This window comes from Bacillus sp. JJ1773 (assembly GCF_036962035.1).
Classification (GTDB): domain Bacteria; phylum Bacillota; class Bacilli; order Bacillales; family Cytobacillaceae; genus Cytobacillus.
In genome coordinates, this window is sequence record NZ_JBALNX010000093.1 from 937 (window position 1) to 19,687 (window position 18,751).

Below are 18,751 nucleotides of genomic sequence, written 5' to 3' on the forward strand. Positions count from 1 at the left end.
AATCCATGTTCATAAAATTTTGTATTAAATGTTGATAGAGGATTTAGAAGTAGATTCTTTTTGAGTTAATAAAAATTTAAAAAAACCCGATAATTTTCTCAATTTGAAAAGAAAAATCGGGATTTTTTAATTGATTGTGAAAGTAATATTGTTTTAAATGAATGTGTGTCTTTATTATTTGTATCTAATTAAACCCAAGTATACATATACTTCTCATCTTCAATTGCTAAAGCTTGTTTGACCACGCGGAGAGGCTTAAACGTATCAATCATAACAGCTAATTCAAGTGTTTCCTTCTTCCCGATACTTGCTTCTGTCGTACCTGGATGAGGCCCATGAGGAATCCCGCTCGGATGAAGAGTAATCGATTCCTTATTAATCCCCTTCCTGCTCATGAAATTCCCTTCTACATAGTAAAGTAATTCATCGCTATTTACATTGCTATGGTAATAGGGTGCGGGAATGGATTCAGGATGATAGTCGAACAATCTTGGAACGAAGGAGCAGACAACAAAATTATGTCCCTCAAACGTTTGATGAACAGGCGGCGGCTGATGCACTCTTCCCGTTATCGGCTCGAAATCTTCTATATTAAATACCCATGGATAGAGATAGCCATCCCACCCAATAACATCTAATGGGTGATGATTCAGCACATGAGAATGAAGATAGCCCCTCGTCTTTGTAATAACTTCATATTCTCCCTTTTCATCAAAAGTTGCTAAAAACTCTGGCCCGCGTATGTCCCGCTCACAAAATGGACTATGCTCCAATAATTGCCCAAACTCATTCCGATATCTTCGCGGTGTAACAATTTGGCTAAAAGACTCAATAATCAATGCCTTCGTCTCTTCATTCGCATCCGGAATGACTCGGTAAATAGTACCGATCGGGATCATTACATAGTCCCCTGGACAATAAGTAATCGTTCCAAACATTGTCTCAATAACCCCAGTTCCATAATGAATGAAGATCATTTCATCCCCGTCACCATTCCGGTAAAAACTTTTCATCGGCTGATTTATTTTTGCTGTGCCAATAAGCAAATCATCATTCCCTAATAAATATTCTCTCGCTTTTAGCGCATCCCCTTTTTTCTGAAGCTTATCTGTCATTAGATGCCTGTGCTTTAGTGGTGCTTGGTCCTCATACTCTGGCAAATATTTGCCGATTAGTTCCGAACGGACTACTTCTGTTGGCATGTAATGATGATAAAGAATTGATTGAGTTCCAGAAAAGCCTTTTGTTCCCATAACTTGTTCTCTATAAAGACTGCCGTCCTCTTTTTTAAACATCGTGTGGCGCTTGTGAGGGATTTTCCCCATCTGCCTGTAAATCATTTTTCCACCTCACTTTATTCGATAATGTTTTTTATAGCACCGAGTGCGGTTATTTCTAGTTCGACTTCATCACCAGGCTCCAGCCAGCGGTGGACATCTGTCCCGAGCTCTAATATGCAGCCGCTTCCCACTGTTCCAGAACCAATTAAGTCACCAGGGTATAAGGTTACTCCGTCTGATGCCCTTTCAATCATTTCAGCAAATGAATAATAAATATCACTCATATTACCCTCTGAAAGCAGAACATCATTCACCTTTGCTGTCATCGATAAGTCATAGCCATTTTCGATGCGGTGCTTTTCTAACTCATCCTTTGAAACAATATAAGGACCTATTGATGTGGCAAAATCCTTTCCTTTAGCGGGACCTAGTCCGACCTTCATTTCTTTTCTCTGAATGTCTCTCGCACTCCAGTCATTCAAAATGCAATAGCCAAAAATATAGTCGTCCGCATTCTCAGCCTTAATGTCCTTTCCTTCCTTTCCAATCACACAAGCAATTTCCAATTCATAATCAAGCCAATGACAATGTTTTGGTCTACTTATCATTTCATTCGGCCCTTTAATCGCTAAATGATTAGAAAAGTAAAAGACGGGGATGTCATACCATTCCGGAATCATCTCTAGACCGCGGATTTCTCTAGCGTTTTTTACATGTTCTTCAAATGCATAAAAATCTCGAAAGCTTTTAGGGTTTGGCAGTGGCGCTTTAAGTATCACTTTTTCTAGGGGATACACGCCATGATCTGTAGTTGATAGTGTAGAAGATATATAGGTTAGAAAGTACGGATGGTTTTCCAGAAAAGAAAGCATGTCTTTAGGCAGTACTCCATTTGAGGCTTCATGCATATCCATCACATGGCTATGATCAATCATCCAGCCCGCTCTAATAGAACCGTCCTCTTTTTGAAAGGTTACAAATTTCATATCATCACCCTGGATTTATTTTACGGATTAATTCAAACGTATCTGCCAATGGCTTCGTATACATTTGACCTGCAAGCCGGCCTATAGGCTCTAATCTCTCCGAGTTTATTCTTCCCTTTTCATAGAGTTCATCAGCAACATGAACATGTTCAACCTTTCCAATTACTAGACTGCCGGCTCCTGCCTGTTCGCCAAAGTGAAGAGCCTCATAAAGCGTACACTCAAGGTGGATCTTGGACTCTCCTATTCTTGGTGGCTTTACTATATGGCTGTTTAATTTTGTAAGGCCTGCTACATCTAATTCGTCTATCTCAGCGGGAAAATCTGTTGCACACATATTCATCTTCTCTACAAAATCCTCGCTGACAATATTAATAACAAATTCTTTTGTGGCTTCAATGTTCGTAAGGGTATCCTTTTTTGCTCCATCAGTACCTCTCCTCATTGGCGAGAAGCAAATCAGCATCGGATCCGCACAAATGGCCGTAAAGAAGCTAAATGGGGCTGCATTGACAATCCCTTGTTTATCTATCGTTGTAACAAAAGCAATTGGGCGCGGTAAAATAGAACCAACTAATAGCTTATATGCCTCTCTCCATTCAAGATTCCCTGGTGTTATTTCCATCCTCACACCGCCCATCTTTTAGGATTCGCCTAAGTGCTTGAAGGAAAGCTACATTATCAGCCCTTGTGCCTAAAGTGAATCTAAATGCATCAGCATAGCCGCTGAGCTTCATTGGTCTTACGAGAAACCCATTCGAAATCAACCCTTTTGACAATGAATACTGGCTATAAACAAATAGAAAATTTGCTTCGGAAGGGAAAAATTCTAATTCTAATTTCCGCAGCTGTTCAGTGATAAAAATTCTTTCCTTAGCGTTTTTTTCGGCACATTCTGTGATAAACTCTTGGGCCTCTATTGCCCGAACAGCTGCTGCTTGAGCTAGCTGATTTACATTAAACACTTCTTTTACTTTATTTAGTTCTTTTACAATAGATGGATGCATCATTCCGTACCCAACACGCAGCCCGGCTAGCCCATATATTTTTGAAAAGGTTCTTAAAATGATTAAATTTGGATGCGCTTCCAGAAGAGGAATGGATTGTAAATATTGCTCGGTTGTCGCATATTCGTAATAAGCCTCATCCAGAACGATTAGGACATTTTCTGGGATGTTTTCAATAAAGTTATTTAACTCCTCTTTTCCTACAATCGTTCCTGTAGGATTATTAGGATTGCAAATAAATATCATTTTCGTTTTTGGTGTAATCATATCAAGCATAGCTGATAAATTATGAACTCCGTTTGCCAAAGGGACTTTGACCGCAGTCCCGCCCTCTATCACAACATTTGTTTCATATCGGGGAAAGGTGATGTCAGCCATCAAAGCCTCATCACCTTTGTTAATATAAGCACGGGTAAGCAGTCTAATGATTTCGTCTGATCCGTTCCCAGCGAAAAACTGATCTTCCTCTAGGTTGTAAAAATAAGCGAGCCCGCTTACTAACTCGGAAGTGTTTCCGTCCGGATATAAATGCAGCGTTTGCAAATGCTGATGAATAGCTTCTTTTACCTTTGGTGAGCACCCATAAACGTTTTCATTATCAGACATTTTCCACACTCTATTTAGATTGTACTTCTCTTTTATTTCGTCTGGCGAAAGCCCAAGGGGATATGATTGAATTTCTTCTAGTATACTTTTTGTTTTGATTTTGACCATAAGGTTATAGATTACCTCTTCTTTCCTGCTCTCGTTCAATGGATTCAAACAAAGCCTTGAAATTCCCTTCACCAAATCCTCTTGCGCCTTTACGCTGGATCACTTCAATAAATAATGTTGGTCTATCAACAACTGGCTTCGTAAAGATTTGCAGTAAATAACCCTCATCATCACGATCTACTAAAATACTTAGTTCTTTCAGCTTTTCAATTTCCTCATCAATTTTGCCGACACGCTTCGATAAAGCCTCATCATAATAGGCGGCAGGTGTATTCAAGAATTCTACTCCATTTTTGCGAAGTATGCTGACCGTACTGACAATATCTTCTGTTAGAAGCGCTAGATGCTGAACACCTGGTCCATTGTAAAATTCTAGATACTCTTCAATTTGTGATTTACGTTTTCCTTCAGCAGGCTCGTTTATCGGGAATTTAATTCTGCCGCCATTATGCATGACCTTAGACATCAATGCAGAATATTCCGTACTAATATCTTTGTCCGTGAAGTGTGTCATCTCTTTAAAACCCATAACATTTGCATAATAACTAACCCACTCTTCCATACTTTCCACATTGCCGACAACATGATCAATTCCAATAAAACCTGCATCTTCAATTGGTATATTCATATTAATTGGTTCATAACCTGGCATGAAAACACCTTTATAGTTATTCCGTTCTACTAAAGTGTGGATCGTATCCCCATATGTTCCGATGACAGCCTTTTTAACAGTACCATGCTCATCCTCGATTTCGAACGGAGGCATAATTTCAATTGCCCCTCTTGAAACAGCTTCTTTATATGCTTTCTCCACATCATCTACCGTTAAAGCAACATCCTTTACTCCGTCCCCATGCTTTTTCACAAATGATGAGACTCTGCTCGCTTCGGTTAAGGAGCCTGTAATGACGAGACGAATTTTTCTTTGCTGAAGAACATAGGAAACGGTTTCTCTATTACCCGTCTCAAGCCCAGAATATGCCACAGGCTTAAAGCCAAAAGCGGAGCAAAAAAAGTAACAGGATTGTTTTGCATTGCCCGAGTAAATTTCTAAATAATCAACTTCCTTTACCGGAAAAAAATCCTCCACTTTCTGCTTGCTTTCCNNATTTATAATTTTCTGAATTAATATTATATGAATAGTGACAATGTTCTCAAGAGTACATGTTAAAGCTATAATGCACATCTGCATTAAAGGAACGTGCTATTTAAACCTTTATTTTTTTCATCAAATTTGGAGGTAGGTGGATGGCTTGGTTTTTTATTGCTTCTACTGCCTCTAGTAACCCTTCGTTTAAGCTTGGATGCGGGTATAAGGGGAACAGCAAATCCTCATCTCTTGCAGCCATTTCAAGCGAGAATACTCCGCTGGAAATTAGTTCAACGGCCCCATATCCAATGATGTGCATTCCAAGTAAGAGATGATGATCCTTATCGAAAATTACTTTAATCATTCCTTCTTTTTTTCCAAGGATGGCAGCATAGCCATTCGCAGATAATGGAAAATGCGCTGTATCTACTGAGTGCCCTTGCCTAATGGCTTCTTCCTCAGTTAGACCTACATAGGCAATAGGAGGGCTAGTATGAGCTATGATTGGCAGAAAACGCAAATCTGCCTCAGTTCTTATACCTGCAATTGCTTCTGCAGCTGTCTTGCCCTGCTTAATGGCTTTAACAGCTAAACATGGACCTTCTGTCACATCACCAATGGCAAATATATGATTCTTAGAAGTACGGCACTCGTGATTAACGACTAAAAATCCGTTTTTAGCAGTTTCTATCCCTAACCGATTAATCCCTAATTGATCTGTGTTTGGGATTTGTCTGCCGGAAACAAATAAATGTGAACCCGTTATTTCTTCTGTGCCTGTCTTATTTTTTATAAAAATGCTTACTTGTTCATCCTTAGTATATGCTTCTGAAATGAAGTTGCTTTTGAGTACTTGAATATGTTTTTTCTTTAATATTCGAATAAGCTCACGGTTTATCGATGAATCTAACATGAAGTCATCATGTTCGTTTATAAGTACAACTTCAGAGCCAATAGCGTTAAAGGCCATCGCTATTTCTAAGGCAATATAGTCATGACCATAAACAAAAAGCTTTTCAGGCACTATTTCAAGATTGGTGATCGACCAAGAATTTAGAACTCTTTCATGATCAATTTGTATTCCTTCCGGCGGTTTCGGAGAGCTCCCAGTAGCAATGATCGCATGGTTAAAACGATAAATATCATATTGATCCCCATTTTCAACACCAATCTGATCTTCTGATAGAAAAAACGCCGATCCGCGAATGATTTCAACCTTATTCGCTTTACATAAGGAAAGGACACCATCTCGAAGCTGATTAATCGTTTTATTTTTGTAAGCTTGAAGCTTATCCATATTAAACTTAACACTGCCAGCTTCAATTCCGAGTTCATTCATTTCTATCAAGGATTCATATTTAGCAGCGCCATGGGTCAGGACTTTAGACGGGATACAGCCCTTATTTAGGCATACACCTCCGATTTCTCCCTTTTCGATCAGCGTAACCGATTCTCCAAGCTGAGCAGCTCGAATTGCCGCATGATATCCTCCTGGTCCACCGCCGATAATTATTAAATCACGTTCATGAGCAAGGTCGCCGACAACCATTTACACCAACTCCAGCAAAAGCATTTTTGGATTTTGAATTAATTGTGAAAACCGATTTGTAAAACGGACAGCACTCGCCCCGTCTGCTACACGATGATCGAAGGACATAGAAATATTCATTATGGAGCGGATCACAATTTGATCATCATCTGTTACTATTGGCATTTTCTTCGTCTTATGAAAGGATATGAGTGACACTTCAGGATGTTGAATAATCGGAGTAGCCCCAAAGCTTCCACCTAGAGGACCAACATTACTAATCGTAAATGTTCCGCCGGTTATTTCCATTATGCTTAATTGATTGGCTAAAGCTTTTTCCGTTAACATTTTCATTTCGTCATGAATAACTCGAATGGATTTCTTCTCAACGTGTCGAAGAACGGGAACGATTAAACCCTCTTCTGCATCTACTGCCATACCAATATGGTGTTCTTTTTGGAGATAAATAACTTCATTTTCCTCGTCAAGCCGACCATTAAAAATAGGAAATTCTAATAGACAAATAGATAAAGCTTTTATGAAAAAGGCAGTTGCAGATATGGTTTGATTGATTTTCTTTAACTCAGCTCTAAATTGGATTAGTTCGGTAACATCCACTTCTTCAAAATGAGTACAATGGGGAATTGTATTTAAAGATTGAATCATTTTTTTCGCAATTTGCTTCCTTCTTCCTCTGAAAGGAATGGTGTCTGATTTTAATGGGGATAGTTCTGCAGGTGCTACTGTCTCATTTCTTGTTTTTTGGCTGCTTCTATCGGATTCCTGTTGTTGTGAAGAAGCCATTAATTGATAAATATCTTCATCTGTGATTCTTCCAGCTAGTCCAGAACCATTAACACTTTCAATACGAATGCCGTTTTCCCTCGCAATTTTTCTAGTAAAAGGTGAAGCAAGAATACGCTTTTTATTGTCTTTTGCAATAGTCATAGTATGATTGGCGACCATTTTAGGGGGTGCTACAGATTGATTATTTAAGCTCCCTTCCTCTTCTAAGATTAATAAAGTTGTCCCAACAGGTACGGTCTGCCCTATTTCAACTTTAAATTCTCGAATATATCCCGTACGCGGTGCAGGAATTTCCGCGGTCATTTTGTCTGTTTGGATTTCAATGATTGGTTCATCGGCCCGGACAAAATCACCTGCCTTAACTAAAAAGCAATTAATATCTGCTTCGGTCATTCCTTCTCCAATATCATGTAATTTGACTTCCATTCCATCCCTCCTAAAACGACATGACTTTATGAATAGCAAATTTCACTCGATCAGCAGTCGGTAAATAATGATCTTCAAATCCAAAGTATGGAACAGGGGTATCAAATCCAGTCACCCTCTCTACAGGTGCTTTTTGATACAAAAATGAAGTATCGTTAATGATGGCTAATACATCATTCCCAACTCCTCCAGTGGCATGTGCCTCATGAACAATAACAGTACGGCCAGTATTTTGAACTGATTCAGCAATGATGTCTTTATCGATCGGGTATAAAGTTCTTAAATCAATAACATCACAATGAATGCCTTGATCTTTCATTTCTTTCGCTGCTTTCATGACAATCGGGACCATAGCTCCCCAAGTAATGATGGACACATCGTCCCCTTCCAGCATTTTTTTTCCTTTGCCTATTTCTATCGTGTATTTTCCTTCCGGCACATCTTCTCTGCCAGAACGGTAACACCTCATTGGTTCCATAAATAATACAGGATCTGGATCTTCAATCGCTGCAATAAGCAATCCCTTCGCATCATATGGGCTGGACGGGCATACAACTTTTATTCCTGGCATATGGGTAAATATAGCTTCCGGGCTATCGCAATGAATTTCAGGAGCTCTGACACCTGCACCATATGGAGCGCGAATGACCATTGGAACAGTAAAGTGCCCCATTGTCCTCATCCTTAGTCTTGAAGCGTGTGTCATAATTTGCTCATAGGCAGGATAAATAAAGCTAAGAAACTGAATTTCAATGACAGGTAAAAATCCATTAACCGCCATTCCAATTCCTGCGCCAACGAAACCCGCTTCACTTAAAGGCGTATCAATGACCCGGTCAGCCCCGTATTTCTCCTGAAGACCTTCAGTGGCGCGAAATACCCCGCCATTTTTTCCAATGTCCTCTCCTAACAGCAATACTTCTGGCCTTTTCTCAAGCATTGTATCCAGAGCATCGGTAATAGCTTGTATGAGTGTGAGCGTTTTGGTTTTGATCACAGTACTCATCTCCCTTCACCTCCTATAAATCTTAAATACTCCTCTTTTTGCTGAGTAATTTGCCAAGTCGGCTCCGCAAAAACATAATCAAATATATTAGCAGGGTCAGCAGGCGGAAAATCTTCCATTTCCACAACCGCTTTTTCTATTTCATGTGTAGCTTCCTCTTCCACATCACGCACCCATTTTTCATCATATAATCCTTCATTTTTCATCCACCTTTCAAGGCGGAGAATAGGATCTGTTTCTGATCGGCGGCCATTGCTCTCCACTTGGCAGCGGTATTTCGATGGATCATCAGCGGTCGTATGAGCCCCATATCTCCATGTGACAGCTTCAATTAATGTCGGTCCTTCACCCTTTCTCGCTCTCTCCAATGCCTTTAACGTTTCAAAATAAACAATAAAAACATCGTTTCCATCGATCCGGACACCCGGAATATCATAGGCTAAGCCCTTTTGTGCAATGGTCTTGGAATTCATTTGCTTGTTGATTGGGACGGAGATTGCAAATTGGTTATTTTGATTAAAGAAAACGACCGGCGCTTTAAATACACTTGCAAAATTAAGCCCTTCATGAAAATCCCCTTCAGATGTGGCACCATCCCCAAAGTAAGCAATGGCTGCATGGGTCGTTCCTTTTTTCTTTTCTGCCAAAGCTGCTCCGGCTGCGTGTGGAATCTGGGTGGCAATCGGGATACCTGGAGGAAAAATCTTTTTTCCAGCCGGAGGGACACACCCTTCGTTTCGTCCATTCCAGAATAAAAGAATATTCCTTAATGAGTGGCCAAAAACGAAGGCTGCCCCATGATCACGGTACGTAGGGAACATCCAATCTGATTCGTTTAATGCAAGCGCACTTCCTACCTGGGAAGCTTCCTGTCCTTCGAATGGTGCATATGTGCCTATCCTTCCTTGTCGCTGGAGACTCACGGCCTTTCGATCAAAAAGGCGGATTCTTACGAGCTGCCTATAAAAATTTCTGGCCAATTCCTCTGTAATCTTCTCCTTATATTCTGATGCTGCTATTTGTCCGTTTGGATCCATTACTTGAAGCATCGGAAACTGAATGTCCATTTTCTCACCCTTTGCTAAATATTTTTAGAGACTATTAGGTCTAAACAAAAATAAAATAATCATTACCACATTATTAATGTTGTTATTACAGCAAAAAAGTTAAGTCCTCACTTCCCATTTTGGACGTTTCTTGTGAGAAAAAAAGCTATTCCGGCGTGCTCTCGCTTCAATGCGTCTTTCACAAAATTGATTAGCTGCTTCCACTGTTGTTATTCCTTCTGCATTTGCGTACTCGTAAATATGGAGAAGAGAGTTATAAATGGCTTTTGTTTTTTGCAAGACTCTTTCTTTATTCGGTGTATACAGCTCATCTGCTACCTGAATTAATCCGCCAGAATTAACAATATAATCAGGCGCAAATATAATCCCTTTATCCATTAGCTTTTGTGCATGATGAAGCTCCAAAAGCTGGTTATTAGCTGAACCGACAACGGCCTTTACGGATAATTGCTGTATCGTATCGTCATTAATTATTCCACCCATTGCACATGGAATAAAAATATCTGCGTTTGCCCCATAAATCTCTTTACTTGATAAAGCTTTAACAGCTGCTCCGGAAGTTTTTGCTTTAGAAAGCAGCTTATCGATTGCTTGCTGATTAATGTCCGTTACGTATAAATCCGCGCCTTCCTCCAGCAGCCTTTCAGCTACCTTGTATCCCACTTTTCCAAGTCCCTGAATCGCATAGCTTTTTCCGCTGAGATTATCAGCCCCAGTTAATATCTTATTTGTTGCTTGAATTCCATAAATAACTCCTTGTGCAGTCGGCACAGATGAGTCCCCGCTTCCCCCGTAAACTTCATCAACCCCAACGATACAATTTGTTTCCCTTAATGCATGAATGAAATCATCTGGTGAAGTCCCCATATCTGTACCCGTATAGAATCTTCCATTTAATGATTCTACGAACTGTCCGAACGCACGGAATAGCTCCGGTGTCTTATCTTTATGAGGATCGCCAATAATAACTGCTTTTCCTCCGCCAAAATCAACATCCGCAGCAGCACATTTATATGTCATACCTCGGGAAAGACGCAGTACATCTTCCAGTGCATCCTCTTCACTTGAATAAGGGAGCATCCTGCAGCCGCCTAGGGCTGGACCGAGTTTTGTACTATGGATCGCAATAATAGCCTTTAAGCCAGTTAACTCATCATTACAAAATACAACCTGTTCATGGTCTTTTATCTTCGAAAACAAATTCATGAACAATTCCCCCTAAACATTATGTTAACGCTTACAACCATAGCCATCTTTAAACTTGCTTTACTAATAGGTTTGCACGTTTAAAAAATGATAGATTAAGTGAACTACTGCGAGCATTATAATAGCTTGCTCATAATTTTAGTTTTCGGAAGGATTGCCTGCTTAACCTCCCCTGTGCCAATAAGCTTTGTATCATGGATAACAAAAACATCGGTCATAATCTTATTGTCTTTCCTTTCAGTTAGGACCGCCTTTATTTTCAATTTAGAACCTTCTGGGGCTGGAAATATATGTTTAGCTGAAACAGAAATCCCCATTCCTTCCTCATGCTCTTCTAAAAAAGGCAAGATGATTTGCCTAGATGCCCATTCCATATGGTAGATCATCATCACAGTCGAATATGTAGGATGAACAACTTTGCCTTCGAATTGAGCAAACATTTCAGGAGTCACTACTGCCTCGATCGTAACCGAATAACCTGCCGTTAAACCTGGTTTCATTCGATCCCTCCATAATTTATACAATAATAAGTATGACGTTTAATTAACGATATGATACCATTTCGTATAATGAATAGTCAATAAATTGTAAAATTTTAAAAAATTCTTTCTTCTTTATATTATGGTCCTTACATAATAAAAAGGATTAATTAGTGAACAATCTCTAATTAATCCCTTTAATGTTTAATATTAAGATAATAAAGCCCGATCACTTGCCATTTTCGAACCTCGAATTCTCTGAAACTCATTTAATAACTGTTCGATCGTCAAGTTTCCTTTTTGATCCTCTTCTACCTGCAAGATTATTTGACCTTTATCCATCATAATTAGTCTATTGCCTAAATCAAGAGCTTGCTGCATATTATGAGTGACCATTAATGTCGTCAGATTGTATTTTTCTACAATTTCCTTTGTTAAATTCGTAATGAGCTCTGCACGTGCTGGATCAAGGGCGGCTGTATGCTCATCCAGCAACAGGATTGCCGGCTCTGTAAATGTGGCCATCAATAATGAGAGTGCCTGCCTTTCTCCTCCTGATAGCAATCCAACTTTAGCCGTGAGCCGATTCTCTAACCCTAAATGTAGCGTTTGGAGCACTTCTTGAAAATATTCTTTTCTTTTCTTCGTAACCCCTTTTCGTAACGTTCTCTGCTTATTTCTGGAATAAGCCATTGCTAAATTTTCTTCAATCGTCATACTCGGAGCAGTACCAGCCATTGGGTCTTGAAACACACGCCCAATTAACTTTGCTCTTTTGTATTCCGACATCATCGTAACATTCTGTCCATCAATAGATACAGTGCCAACGTCAGGAATCATGACGCCAGAGATCATATTCATTAAGGTTGATTTTCCAGCCCCATTACTGCCTATTACGGTAACAAAATCTCCTTTATTTAACTTTAAATGAATACGATCTAAGGCAATTTTCTCGTCAGGTGTTCCTTGATTAAAAATTTTATGAATGTGTTTGAGCTCAAGCATATGGCCCCTCCTTTCTATCCGAAGGGATATTACTCATGGCCAAGCTTTCCGCTTGTTTTCTCGCTTTCCTCTTTTTCTCTTTTGAAGAGTCAATTATTTTTGGAAGAATGAGAGCTAAAATAACGATCGTTGCCGTAATTAATTTCATATCACCAGGCTCAAGGAAATCTACCCTCAAAGCAAGTGTCACAACGATTCGGTAAATAATTGCGCCGCCGATAACCGCTAAAGTTGTTCTTGCAATCGTTTTTGTTCCAAACAGCGCCTCTCCGATAATAACTGATGCCAGCCCAATAATAATCATCCCAATGCCCATCCCAACATCAGCAAAGCCACCCTGCTGGGCTATTAGCGCTCCAGAAAATGCAACCATGGAGTTGGAAAGGCCAAGTCCTAGAATGACTGTTAAATTTGTATTGGCTGATAAGCTTCTAATCATTCGCTTATTGTCGCCAGTCGCTCTTATAGCCAGCCCAATTTCAGTCTGCAGAAACTTATCTGTTAGGAATTTGATCAAAAAGGTAACAATCAACATGAAAATTAATATACCCCATGTCCTTGGCAAGCTATCTCCAAGCCCCACTGCAGAAAGAATACTATTAAAAAAGGAGTTTAACCCCGTTTTATCCCAAGTATCTCTAACATTTGTTATAGCTGTTTCTGTATTCAATAACGGAACGTTTGATTTCCCCATAATTCGGAGATTAATCGAATAAAGAGCAATCATCATTAATATCCCAGATAGGAGAGCATTGATCTTTCCGAACGTATGAAGGACACCCGTAATACAGCCTGCAGCAAACCCAGCGATAAGTGCGAAAACAGTGGCTAGAAATGGATTTATCCCGCTAACAATCATTGTCGCTGCAACAGCCGCGCCTGTTACAAAGCTTCCATCTACCGTTAAGTCTGGAAAATCCAGCACTCGAAATGATAAATAAACTCCGAGTGCCATAATCGCATAGATAATTCCAGCTTCAAACGCTCCAAATACTGCCGTGAACATTATGAATCACACCCTCTGTTATTCGCCTTCATAAAACTCCGCAATTTTCTCCCATTCTTGCTTTACTTCAAGTCCCTGCTGTTCAGCAGCTTTCTTATTAATCATTAATGTTAAACTGCTTGGAAGTTCAACCGGAATGTCAGATGGCTTTTTATTACCTTTTAAAATTTCTGCAGCCATTTTTCCAGTCTGGTAGCCGAGATCATAGTAGCTAAAGCCACTTGCTGCAACCGCCCCACGCTTCATAGAGTCAAGCTCACCAACGAATAGCGGCAGCTTCTCGCTATCCGCAACTGATATAACAGATTCTAAAGCAGAAACAACCGTATTATCTGTCGGGACATAAATGGCATCTACTCTGCCTACTAATGATTCAGTAGCCTGCTTTACTTCGGCAGATGTTGATACGGAGGCTTCAACGATCGTTGCACCCTTCGCTTCAGCAAGTTTCTTCACTTCTGCAACCTGCACTTCAGAATTTTGTTCACCTGCATTATAAATGACGCCAATCGTCTTCGCTCCAGCTTCATCAATGATAAAATGAATGGTCTTTGCGGTACCCTCCGGATGATTATCTGTTGTACCTGTAATGTTATCGCCTGGTTTATCGAATGCCTCTACAAGACCCGCTCCGACTGGATCGGTTACAGATGTAAACAGAATTGGTATATCCTTCGTTGCATTTAGAGCACTAACTGCACTTGGAGTGGCATTGGCAAAAATTAAATCAACCTTATCGCCAACAAAGTTATTGGCAATTGTCTGTGTATTATTCATATCAGCTTGCGCGTTTTGGAAGTTAAATTCCACATTTTCCCCTTCTTTAAATCCTTCATCCTCTAATGCCTTTTTAAATCCTTCTGTTGCAGCATCTAAGGAAGGGTGGGCAACAAACTGGGTAATGCCAATCTTCTGTTTTTCCTGTTCTTTTTCTTTTTCGGCCTCAGCAGGTTGGGCTGCTTCCTCTTTTCCTTTTTCAGCCTCAGCAGGTTGGGCTGCCTCCTCTTTTCCACATGCACTAAGCATGAGCAGAACTGCTGCCAATAGGAAGAATAAAACTTTTAAAGACCTTTTCATCTTGAAATACCCCCTCTTTATAATAAATATTAAACACTGCAAAAATCGCAGTGTGGACTACCTATGTATAAAGCATCTTTTATATGATAAATAACGTAGATAGCGTAAATATATCGTTATATTATCATTTTACGAAGTAAACAGTCAATAATATTCAAAAAATTTAATATATTTAGATTAATATATTATCACTTTGGAAGCAAGAAAAAAAGCATACAGAATTATTCTGTATGCTTTAAATCCACCCTTCTTTCATACTAGGACGAATGGCATCATAACTATTCAACAATATACGGGTGATCGAGCACATCGTAATTAACATCTTTGTGCTCAATCTCGTTTCCTTCTCTAAACACAGTTTCAAAAAAGCGGGAAGCTGGCTTTGCTAACTCTTTATAATATTCACTAAACAAGGATGCTGCATGACTGCCCAACCATTTATCAGGAAGCAGCTCCTCAGGCAGTCCCGGATCAACAAACAAAAATTTTCTATATTCATGAACGAGCTTAGTCCTTTCCACAAAGCACTCAGCATCGGACATTTGTCCCTTTTGTATTTTATTTTTATCAATGATGTATTTCTGACTATATTCGGAAATAAACAATTGATACTTGGAATTAATGTCCTCGAGGTTCCAGCTCTTCTCAACTAAACGAAAATTATCATGTGGCCCTTCATATTTGGCGATAAAGAAATCGACATAATGACTGATATCATATTTATCAATGATTTCATTAACTTGTTTTTCGAGATTATTTGCCGAAATCCAGCAGCTATTAGATAAGGAGCCAAATCCGCTCCATACTAATTCTTTTCTAAGTTCATCCCTTACTGTCCGAATTTCCTCTGGAATGGTGTACATGAATATTCTCCACTGTCCATCCCACTTTTCCGGCATAAGTTTAAATATCCTTTTAGCCGCTTCATCAATCCTCTTTTGACCACGATTTGTTAAAGAATAATAGCTTTTATTGCCGATTTTATCGGACTGAACCCAGCCTTGCTTATTCATCCTAGAAATAGCTGCCCGAACAGATTGATCATTATGACCAAATTCACTTAATAACCGAATTAAACTTCCAATCCAAATTTTACTGCCATAATGTGATATATAGTCTCCATATAAAGTAAAAATCATTGATCTAGTATTCAAGTACCTTCAATCCTCACTTCATTTCATATAGAAAGAATGTCGAAATAATTACGTTATGAAGTAATTCTACTATATAAAATGAAATATTCATAACATTTTAAATCCTAGCATTATGTTATATTCTCTATCTCCCCTTGAAATTCGGCCTTCTTTTTTCCTGAAAAGCCTTCATGCCTTCTTTTTGATCTTCAGTTGAAAATAATAAATAGAAATTTTTTCTTTCAAAATCCATGCCTTCTTCAAGAGGGACATCTACCGCTTTCAGCACCGATTCCTTTATTAAGCGAATAGATATCGGTGCTTGATTGGCTATATGTCTAGCCATTTTTAATGTTTCTTCCATTAGAACCTCACTAGCAAAAAGTTGGTTGACTATCCCAAAATGGAGAGCTTCTTTTGCCAAGATTCTTTTTCCAGTAAAAAGCCATTCCATCGCCTTTGTTTTACCAGCTAGCTTTGTTAACCGCTGCGTTCCTCCTGCACCAGGCATAACACCAAGATTTACTTCGGGAAATCCGAATTCCGCATCCTCCGCGCCGTAAAGAAGATCGCAGCATAGGGCAAGTTCAAAACCCCCGCCAAGAGCAAACCCCTGGACAGCTCCAATTATTGGCTTCTTTATCATGGCCAATCGGTCCCAATCCTTGAATTGATTGCGCAGTTCAAAATCGATTGCATCGTCATTAGCCATTTCTTCGATATCAGCTCCAGCAGCAAATGCCCTTCCTTTGCCGGTCAATATGATGACTTTGACATCATCTTTCTCTTCAAATTCTTCCATAACAGTTAGAATTTCTGAAACCATTTTGCGATTAATTGCGTTAAGTACCTTTGGACGATTTAAGGCTATGAATCCTAGCTTTCCATCAATGGCAGCTTCAATAAATTCATAGTCATTACCCATCTACGCTTTCACCAATCATTAATGTAATTAAATCACCTGCAAATTTCATTGCATCTTTGCCTGAAGCCTTCCCTTCATCGGTTCTCATCGCCGATTGAAGTGACTCTAGACTGTCATAATGCATTTCACACATGAGGTAATACTTCCCTTCCCCACCCATTGGACTGCCTACAATTCTAGTAACCTCCATTTTGCGAAGTCCAGGGATTTTTTCCGTAAGAGGAGCGTGTGTTTCAAAGTAATGCTTATCAAAAGCTTCTTTGTTTTCAGGATGCTTGTATAATGCGATAAGTTTTGCCATTTTACTTTCTTCCCTTCAATTTGTATTTATATTGTTGAAACAGGTTTCATAGCTTCGAAAGGGTTTTTGCAAGTCCTGCAGTATAGAATGCTGCGACAGGCAGTTGGCCCAAAGAGATTGTCTAGAGTTGTATAGTTGGAGTCGCAAAACGGGCAATTCACTTGCCACTCTCCAGTTTCGCGGATATGTTTTGGAGGAGGGGCAATTCCGAATTCTTTTAAATCCTCTCTCCCCTTTACTGTAATTCGGTCTGACGTCCATGGTGGGTGGTAAATGAATTGTACATCAATTAGCTCAAAAGCAAATTGAGATTTAATTTCTTTAACTACGTTATGACGGATAATTTCAAGAGCTGGGCAGCCCATAAAGGTTGGAAGCAGCTCAATTCTGACGGAGGAGCCGTCCACTGTCACTTTTTCTACCATCCCTAAATCGACGATCGAAATAGAGTCTATTTCTGGATCCTTAACTTGATGAAGCACTTTAATAATTTTGTCTGCAGAAGTATTTGTTTTCTTCATTCTAAACAATCCTTCTTCCTACCAATTAGCGGCGGGATCTGTATGATATACTTCGGAAAGAATGGCTAAAGCTATGTCGAGGTCCTTTGAGTGTTCACCTAAACGTCCATTCCCGCTCTTCATTCCAAACGATTCTGGCAACGGTAGATTGATCGCTTCAAAGACTGGAAGCATGGCAGACCTCCACCTCTGTTTCAATACGTCTTCTTCCTCAATCAAACCTAATTTTGTCATCTCACTCCCCTGTGGCCCTAATGTTAGTACACCTTCGAAATCAGCAAACACTTTTGCAACAGCAGCTTCCATTCTTTTTCTTGCCTCACCACCAGCATTCATTAATTGCACAAACCATGTTTTCCAATGTAGAAGATGGTAGAAGAGCTCCATATTCACATTGATTGCCATGTGGGCAAGTGGTTGATAGGATGAATTTTTCAAGGAGTCCATACGGATTTTCTTTGCCTGATCGTAGAAGTAATTTCTGACGACTGCAAACGCAAAGTCATACTGGGGCATTGATAAATAGTGGCCCGGACCATTAACCATTTCAAGCAAAACAGCATTTCTTCGGTCCTTAGCTTTTCGTGAATGCGCTAATTCATCAACACTGCCTTCACCAAGTTCTTCTAGAAGCTGATAAAACATCGCCGCATGCCCCATTGTATCTTGGCTAATGGAGGAAAAGGCAACGTCCTCCTCAATATGAGGAGCAAGGCCAAGCCATTCCGATCCTCGGTAGGCGAGTATGAAATCATCATCAGCGAGCTGGTATAAGAGTGCTGTTAATGAAGATTTATATGCAGGATCCAGTGATGAAATATCAGTCTTGTTCACTCTTTTTCAATCCTCCCCATGACAAAATTTCCTTTTCATCAAGCATTGCTTGTTCATACTGACGCCATTTTTTTCTTAAATAGCCGTATCCCTTCGTATTTCGATAATCTTTATTATCAAGCCGCATCAATGTCTGCTTTTCCTCAAGAGACATTTTTCGAATATCCGAGCTTTTTATTACCCAAATATCTGCTACCGGCTCCCTCCGCATAAAGTTTTCCTGTGCCATAACTAATGCAAGCTCTTGATTTGGAGCAAGCAAGGAAAACTGATATTGTAATGGGGAGGTGTCCGTCCTTTTACTGAAAACCTCGAATTCCTGGTAAAATCCTCCACTGCTCAAAGGCTCTCCT

The 18,751-nt window shown here is 39.7% G+C and carries 20 protein-coding genes; all 20 read right to left on the reverse strand.

What is annotated here, in order from left to right; genetic code table 11:
* Positions 1-188: 188 nt before the first annotated feature.
* The gene (locus V7127_RS22150) at positions 189-1,340 is read right to left on the reverse strand and encodes a homogentisate 1,2-dioxygenase (RefSeq protein WP_335348133.1); all 1,152 of its coding nucleotides are present in this window, start codon (positions 1,338-1,340) and stop codon (positions 189-191) included.
* A gap of 14 nt (positions 1,341-1,354) precedes the next feature.
* Positions 1,355-2,266: a fumarylacetoacetate hydrolase family protein gene (locus tag V7127_RS22155; RefSeq protein ID WP_335489697.1), complete on the reverse strand. Its 912-nt coding sequence runs from the start codon at positions 2,264-2,266 to the stop codon at positions 1,355-1,357.
* A 4-nt stretch (positions 2,267-2,270) separates the two neighbouring features.
* Positions 2,271-2,891 (reverse strand): flavin reductase family protein, encoded by a 621-nt coding sequence (locus V7127_RS22160; protein ID WP_335489701.1) that lies wholly within the window; start codon positions 2,889-2,891, stop codon positions 2,271-2,273.
* On the reverse strand, positions 2,866-4,035 hold the full coding sequence (hisC, locus tag V7127_RS22165; RefSeq protein WP_335489703.1) for a histidinol-phosphate transaminase: 1,170 nt from the start codon (positions 4,033-4,035) through the stop codon (positions 2,866-2,868). Before hisC ends, V7127_RS22160 begins: the two co-directional genes overlap by 26 nt.
* On the reverse strand, positions 3,992-5,113 hold the full coding sequence (gene hppD, locus V7127_RS22170) for a 4-hydroxyphenylpyruvate dioxygenase (RefSeq protein WP_438824054.1): 1,122 nt from the start codon (positions 5,111-5,113) through the stop codon (positions 3,992-3,994). Before hppD ends, hisC begins: the two co-directional genes overlap by 44 nt.
* Positions 5,114-5,195: 82 nt before the next feature.
* Positions 5,196-6,626 carry a dihydrolipoyl dehydrogenase gene (gene lpdA / locus V7127_RS22175; RefSeq protein WP_335489706.1) on the reverse strand — a complete coding sequence of 477 codons (1,431 nt, stop codon included), beginning with the start codon at positions 6,624-6,626 and terminating at the stop codon, positions 5,196-5,198.
* Entirely contained in the window at positions 6,627-7,838 is a 1,212-nt protein-coding gene (locus tag V7127_RS22180; protein WP_335489709.1) for a dihydrolipoamide acetyltransferase family protein, read from the reverse strand. It abuts the gene before it with no gap.
* Between the two features lie 10 nt (positions 7,839-7,848).
* Complete coding sequence (locus V7127_RS22185) at positions 7,849-8,844, reverse strand: alpha-ketoacid dehydrogenase subunit beta (protein WP_335489712.1); 996 nt, start codon at positions 8,842-8,844, stop codon at positions 7,849-7,851.
* Positions 8,841-9,911, reverse strand: a complete 1,071-nt coding sequence (gene pdhA, locus V7127_RS22190) for a pyruvate dehydrogenase (acetyl-transferring) E1 component subunit alpha (protein ID WP_335489715.1) — start codon at positions 9,909-9,911, stop codon at positions 8,841-8,843. The genes V7127_RS22185 and pdhA overlap by 4 nt, the downstream gene beginning before the upstream one ends.
* Positions 9,912-10,010: 99 nt before the next feature.
* Positions 10,011-11,117 carry a Leu/Phe/Val dehydrogenase gene (locus V7127_RS22195; protein ID WP_335489718.1) on the reverse strand — a complete coding sequence of 369 codons (1,107 nt, stop codon included), beginning with the start codon at positions 11,115-11,117 and terminating at the stop codon, positions 10,011-10,013.
* 116 nt (positions 11,118-11,233) lie between these two features.
* Positions 11,234-11,617, reverse strand: coding sequence for a thioesterase family protein (locus tag V7127_RS22200; protein ID WP_335489721.1), 384 nt, complete (start codon positions 11,615-11,617; stop codon positions 11,234-11,236).
* A gap of 189 nt (positions 11,618-11,806) precedes the next feature.
* A complete protein-coding gene (locus tag V7127_RS22205) occupies positions 11,807-12,601 on the reverse strand; it encodes an ABC transporter ATP-binding protein (RefSeq protein ID WP_335355351.1) in 795 nt (264 codons plus the stop codon).
* The gene (locus tag V7127_RS22210; RefSeq protein ID WP_335489724.1) at positions 12,594-13,607 is read right to left on the reverse strand and encodes an ABC transporter permease; all 1,014 of its coding nucleotides are present in this window, start codon (positions 13,605-13,607) and stop codon (positions 12,594-12,596) included. The genes V7127_RS22205 and V7127_RS22210 overlap by 8 nt, the downstream gene beginning before the upstream one ends.
* Positions 13,608-13,625: 18 nt before the next feature.
* Complete coding sequence (locus V7127_RS22215; RefSeq protein ID WP_335489727.1) at positions 13,626-14,684, reverse strand: ABC transporter substrate-binding protein; 1,059 nt, start codon at positions 14,682-14,684, stop codon at positions 13,626-13,628.
* A 278-nt stretch (positions 14,685-14,962) separates the two neighbouring features.
* Positions 14,963-15,838 carry a phenylacetic acid degradation operon negative regulatory protein PaaX gene (gene paaX, locus V7127_RS22220; protein ID WP_335346494.1) on the reverse strand — a complete coding sequence of 292 codons (876 nt, stop codon included), beginning with the start codon at positions 15,836-15,838 and terminating at the stop codon, positions 14,963-14,965.
* Between the two features lie 124 nt (positions 15,839-15,962).
* The gene (locus V7127_RS22225; protein WP_335489730.1) at positions 15,963-16,742 is read right to left on the reverse strand and encodes an enoyl-CoA hydratase-related protein; all 780 of its coding nucleotides are present in this window, start codon (positions 16,740-16,742) and stop codon (positions 15,963-15,965) included.
* Positions 16,735-17,043: an EthD family reductase gene (locus V7127_RS22230; protein ID WP_335346496.1), complete on the reverse strand. Its 309-nt coding sequence runs from the start codon at positions 17,041-17,043 to the stop codon at positions 16,735-16,737. Before V7127_RS22230 ends, V7127_RS22225 begins: the two co-directional genes overlap by 8 nt.
* A 26-nt stretch (positions 17,044-17,069) precedes the next feature.
* Entirely contained in the window at positions 17,070-17,564 is a 495-nt protein-coding gene (gene paaD, locus V7127_RS22235) for a 1,2-phenylacetyl-CoA epoxidase subunit PaaD (protein WP_335489733.1), read from the reverse strand.
* Between the two features lie 18 nt (positions 17,565-17,582).
* Entirely contained in the window at positions 17,583-18,398 is an 816-nt protein-coding gene (gene paaC / locus V7127_RS22240) for a 1,2-phenylacetyl-CoA epoxidase subunit PaaC (RefSeq protein ID WP_335489736.1), read from the reverse strand.
* Positions 18,385-18,741, reverse strand: coding sequence for a 1,2-phenylacetyl-CoA epoxidase subunit PaaB (paaB, locus tag V7127_RS22245; protein WP_335489740.1), 357 nt, complete (start codon positions 18,739-18,741; stop codon positions 18,385-18,387). Before paaB ends, paaC begins: the two co-directional genes overlap by 14 nt.
* Between the last annotated feature and the right edge of the window lie 10 nt (positions 18,742-18,751).

Excerpts from the sequence above, each read along its gene's own strand:
- V7127_RS22150 (WP_335348133.1), bottom strand. The coding sequence starts at position 1,340 with ATGATTTACAGGCAGATGGGGAAAATCCCTCACAAGCGCCACACGATG.
- V7127_RS22155 (WP_335489697.1), bottom strand. The coding sequence starts at position 2,266 with ATGAAATTTGTAACCTTTCAAAAAGAGGACGGTTCTATTAGAGCGGGC.
- V7127_RS22160 (WP_335489701.1), bottom strand. The coding sequence starts at position 2,891 with ATGGAAATAACACCAGGGAATCTTGAATGGAGAGAGGCATATAAGCTA.
- lpdA (WP_335489706.1), bottom strand. The coding sequence starts at position 6,626 with ATGGTTGTCGGCGACCTTGCTCATGAACGTGATTTAATAATTATCGGC.
- V7127_RS22180 (WP_335489709.1), bottom strand. The coding sequence starts at position 7,838 with ATGGAAGTCAAATTACATGATATTGGAGAAGGAATGACCGAAGCAGAT.
- V7127_RS22185 (WP_335489712.1), bottom strand. The coding sequence starts at position 8,844 with ATGAGTACTGTGATCAAAACCAAAACGCTCACACTCATACAAGCTATT.
- pdhA (WP_335489715.1), bottom strand. The coding sequence starts at position 9,911 with ATGGACATTCAGTTTCCGATGCTTCAAGTAATGGATCCAAACGGACAA.
- V7127_RS22195 (WP_335489718.1), bottom strand. The coding sequence starts at position 11,117 with ATGAATTTGTTTTCGAAGATAAAAGACCATGAACAGGTTGTATTTTGT.
- V7127_RS22200 (WP_335489721.1), bottom strand. The coding sequence starts at position 11,617 with ATGAAACCAGGTTTAACGGCAGGTTATTCGGTTACGATCGAGGCAGTA.
- V7127_RS22205 (WP_335355351.1), bottom strand. The coding sequence starts at position 12,601 with ATGCTTGAGCTCAAACACATTCATAAAATTTTTAATCAAGGAACACCT.
- V7127_RS22210 (WP_335489724.1), bottom strand. The coding sequence starts at position 13,607 with ATGTTCACGGCAGTATTTGGAGCGTTTGAAGCTGGAATTATCTATGCG.
- V7127_RS22215 (WP_335489727.1), bottom strand. The coding sequence starts at position 14,684 with ATGAAAAGGTCTTTAAAAGTTTTATTCTTCCTATTGGCAGCAGTTCTG.
- V7127_RS22225 (WP_335489730.1), bottom strand. The coding sequence starts at position 16,742 with ATGGGTAATGACTATGAATTTATTGAAGCTGCCATTGATGGAAAGCTA.
- V7127_RS22230 (WP_335346496.1), bottom strand. The coding sequence starts at position 17,043 with ATGGCAAAACTTATCGCATTATACAAGCATCCTGAAAACAAAGAAGCT.
- paaD (WP_335489733.1), bottom strand. The coding sequence starts at position 17,564 with ATGAAGAAAACAAATACTTCTGCAGACAAAATTATTAAAGTGCTTCAT.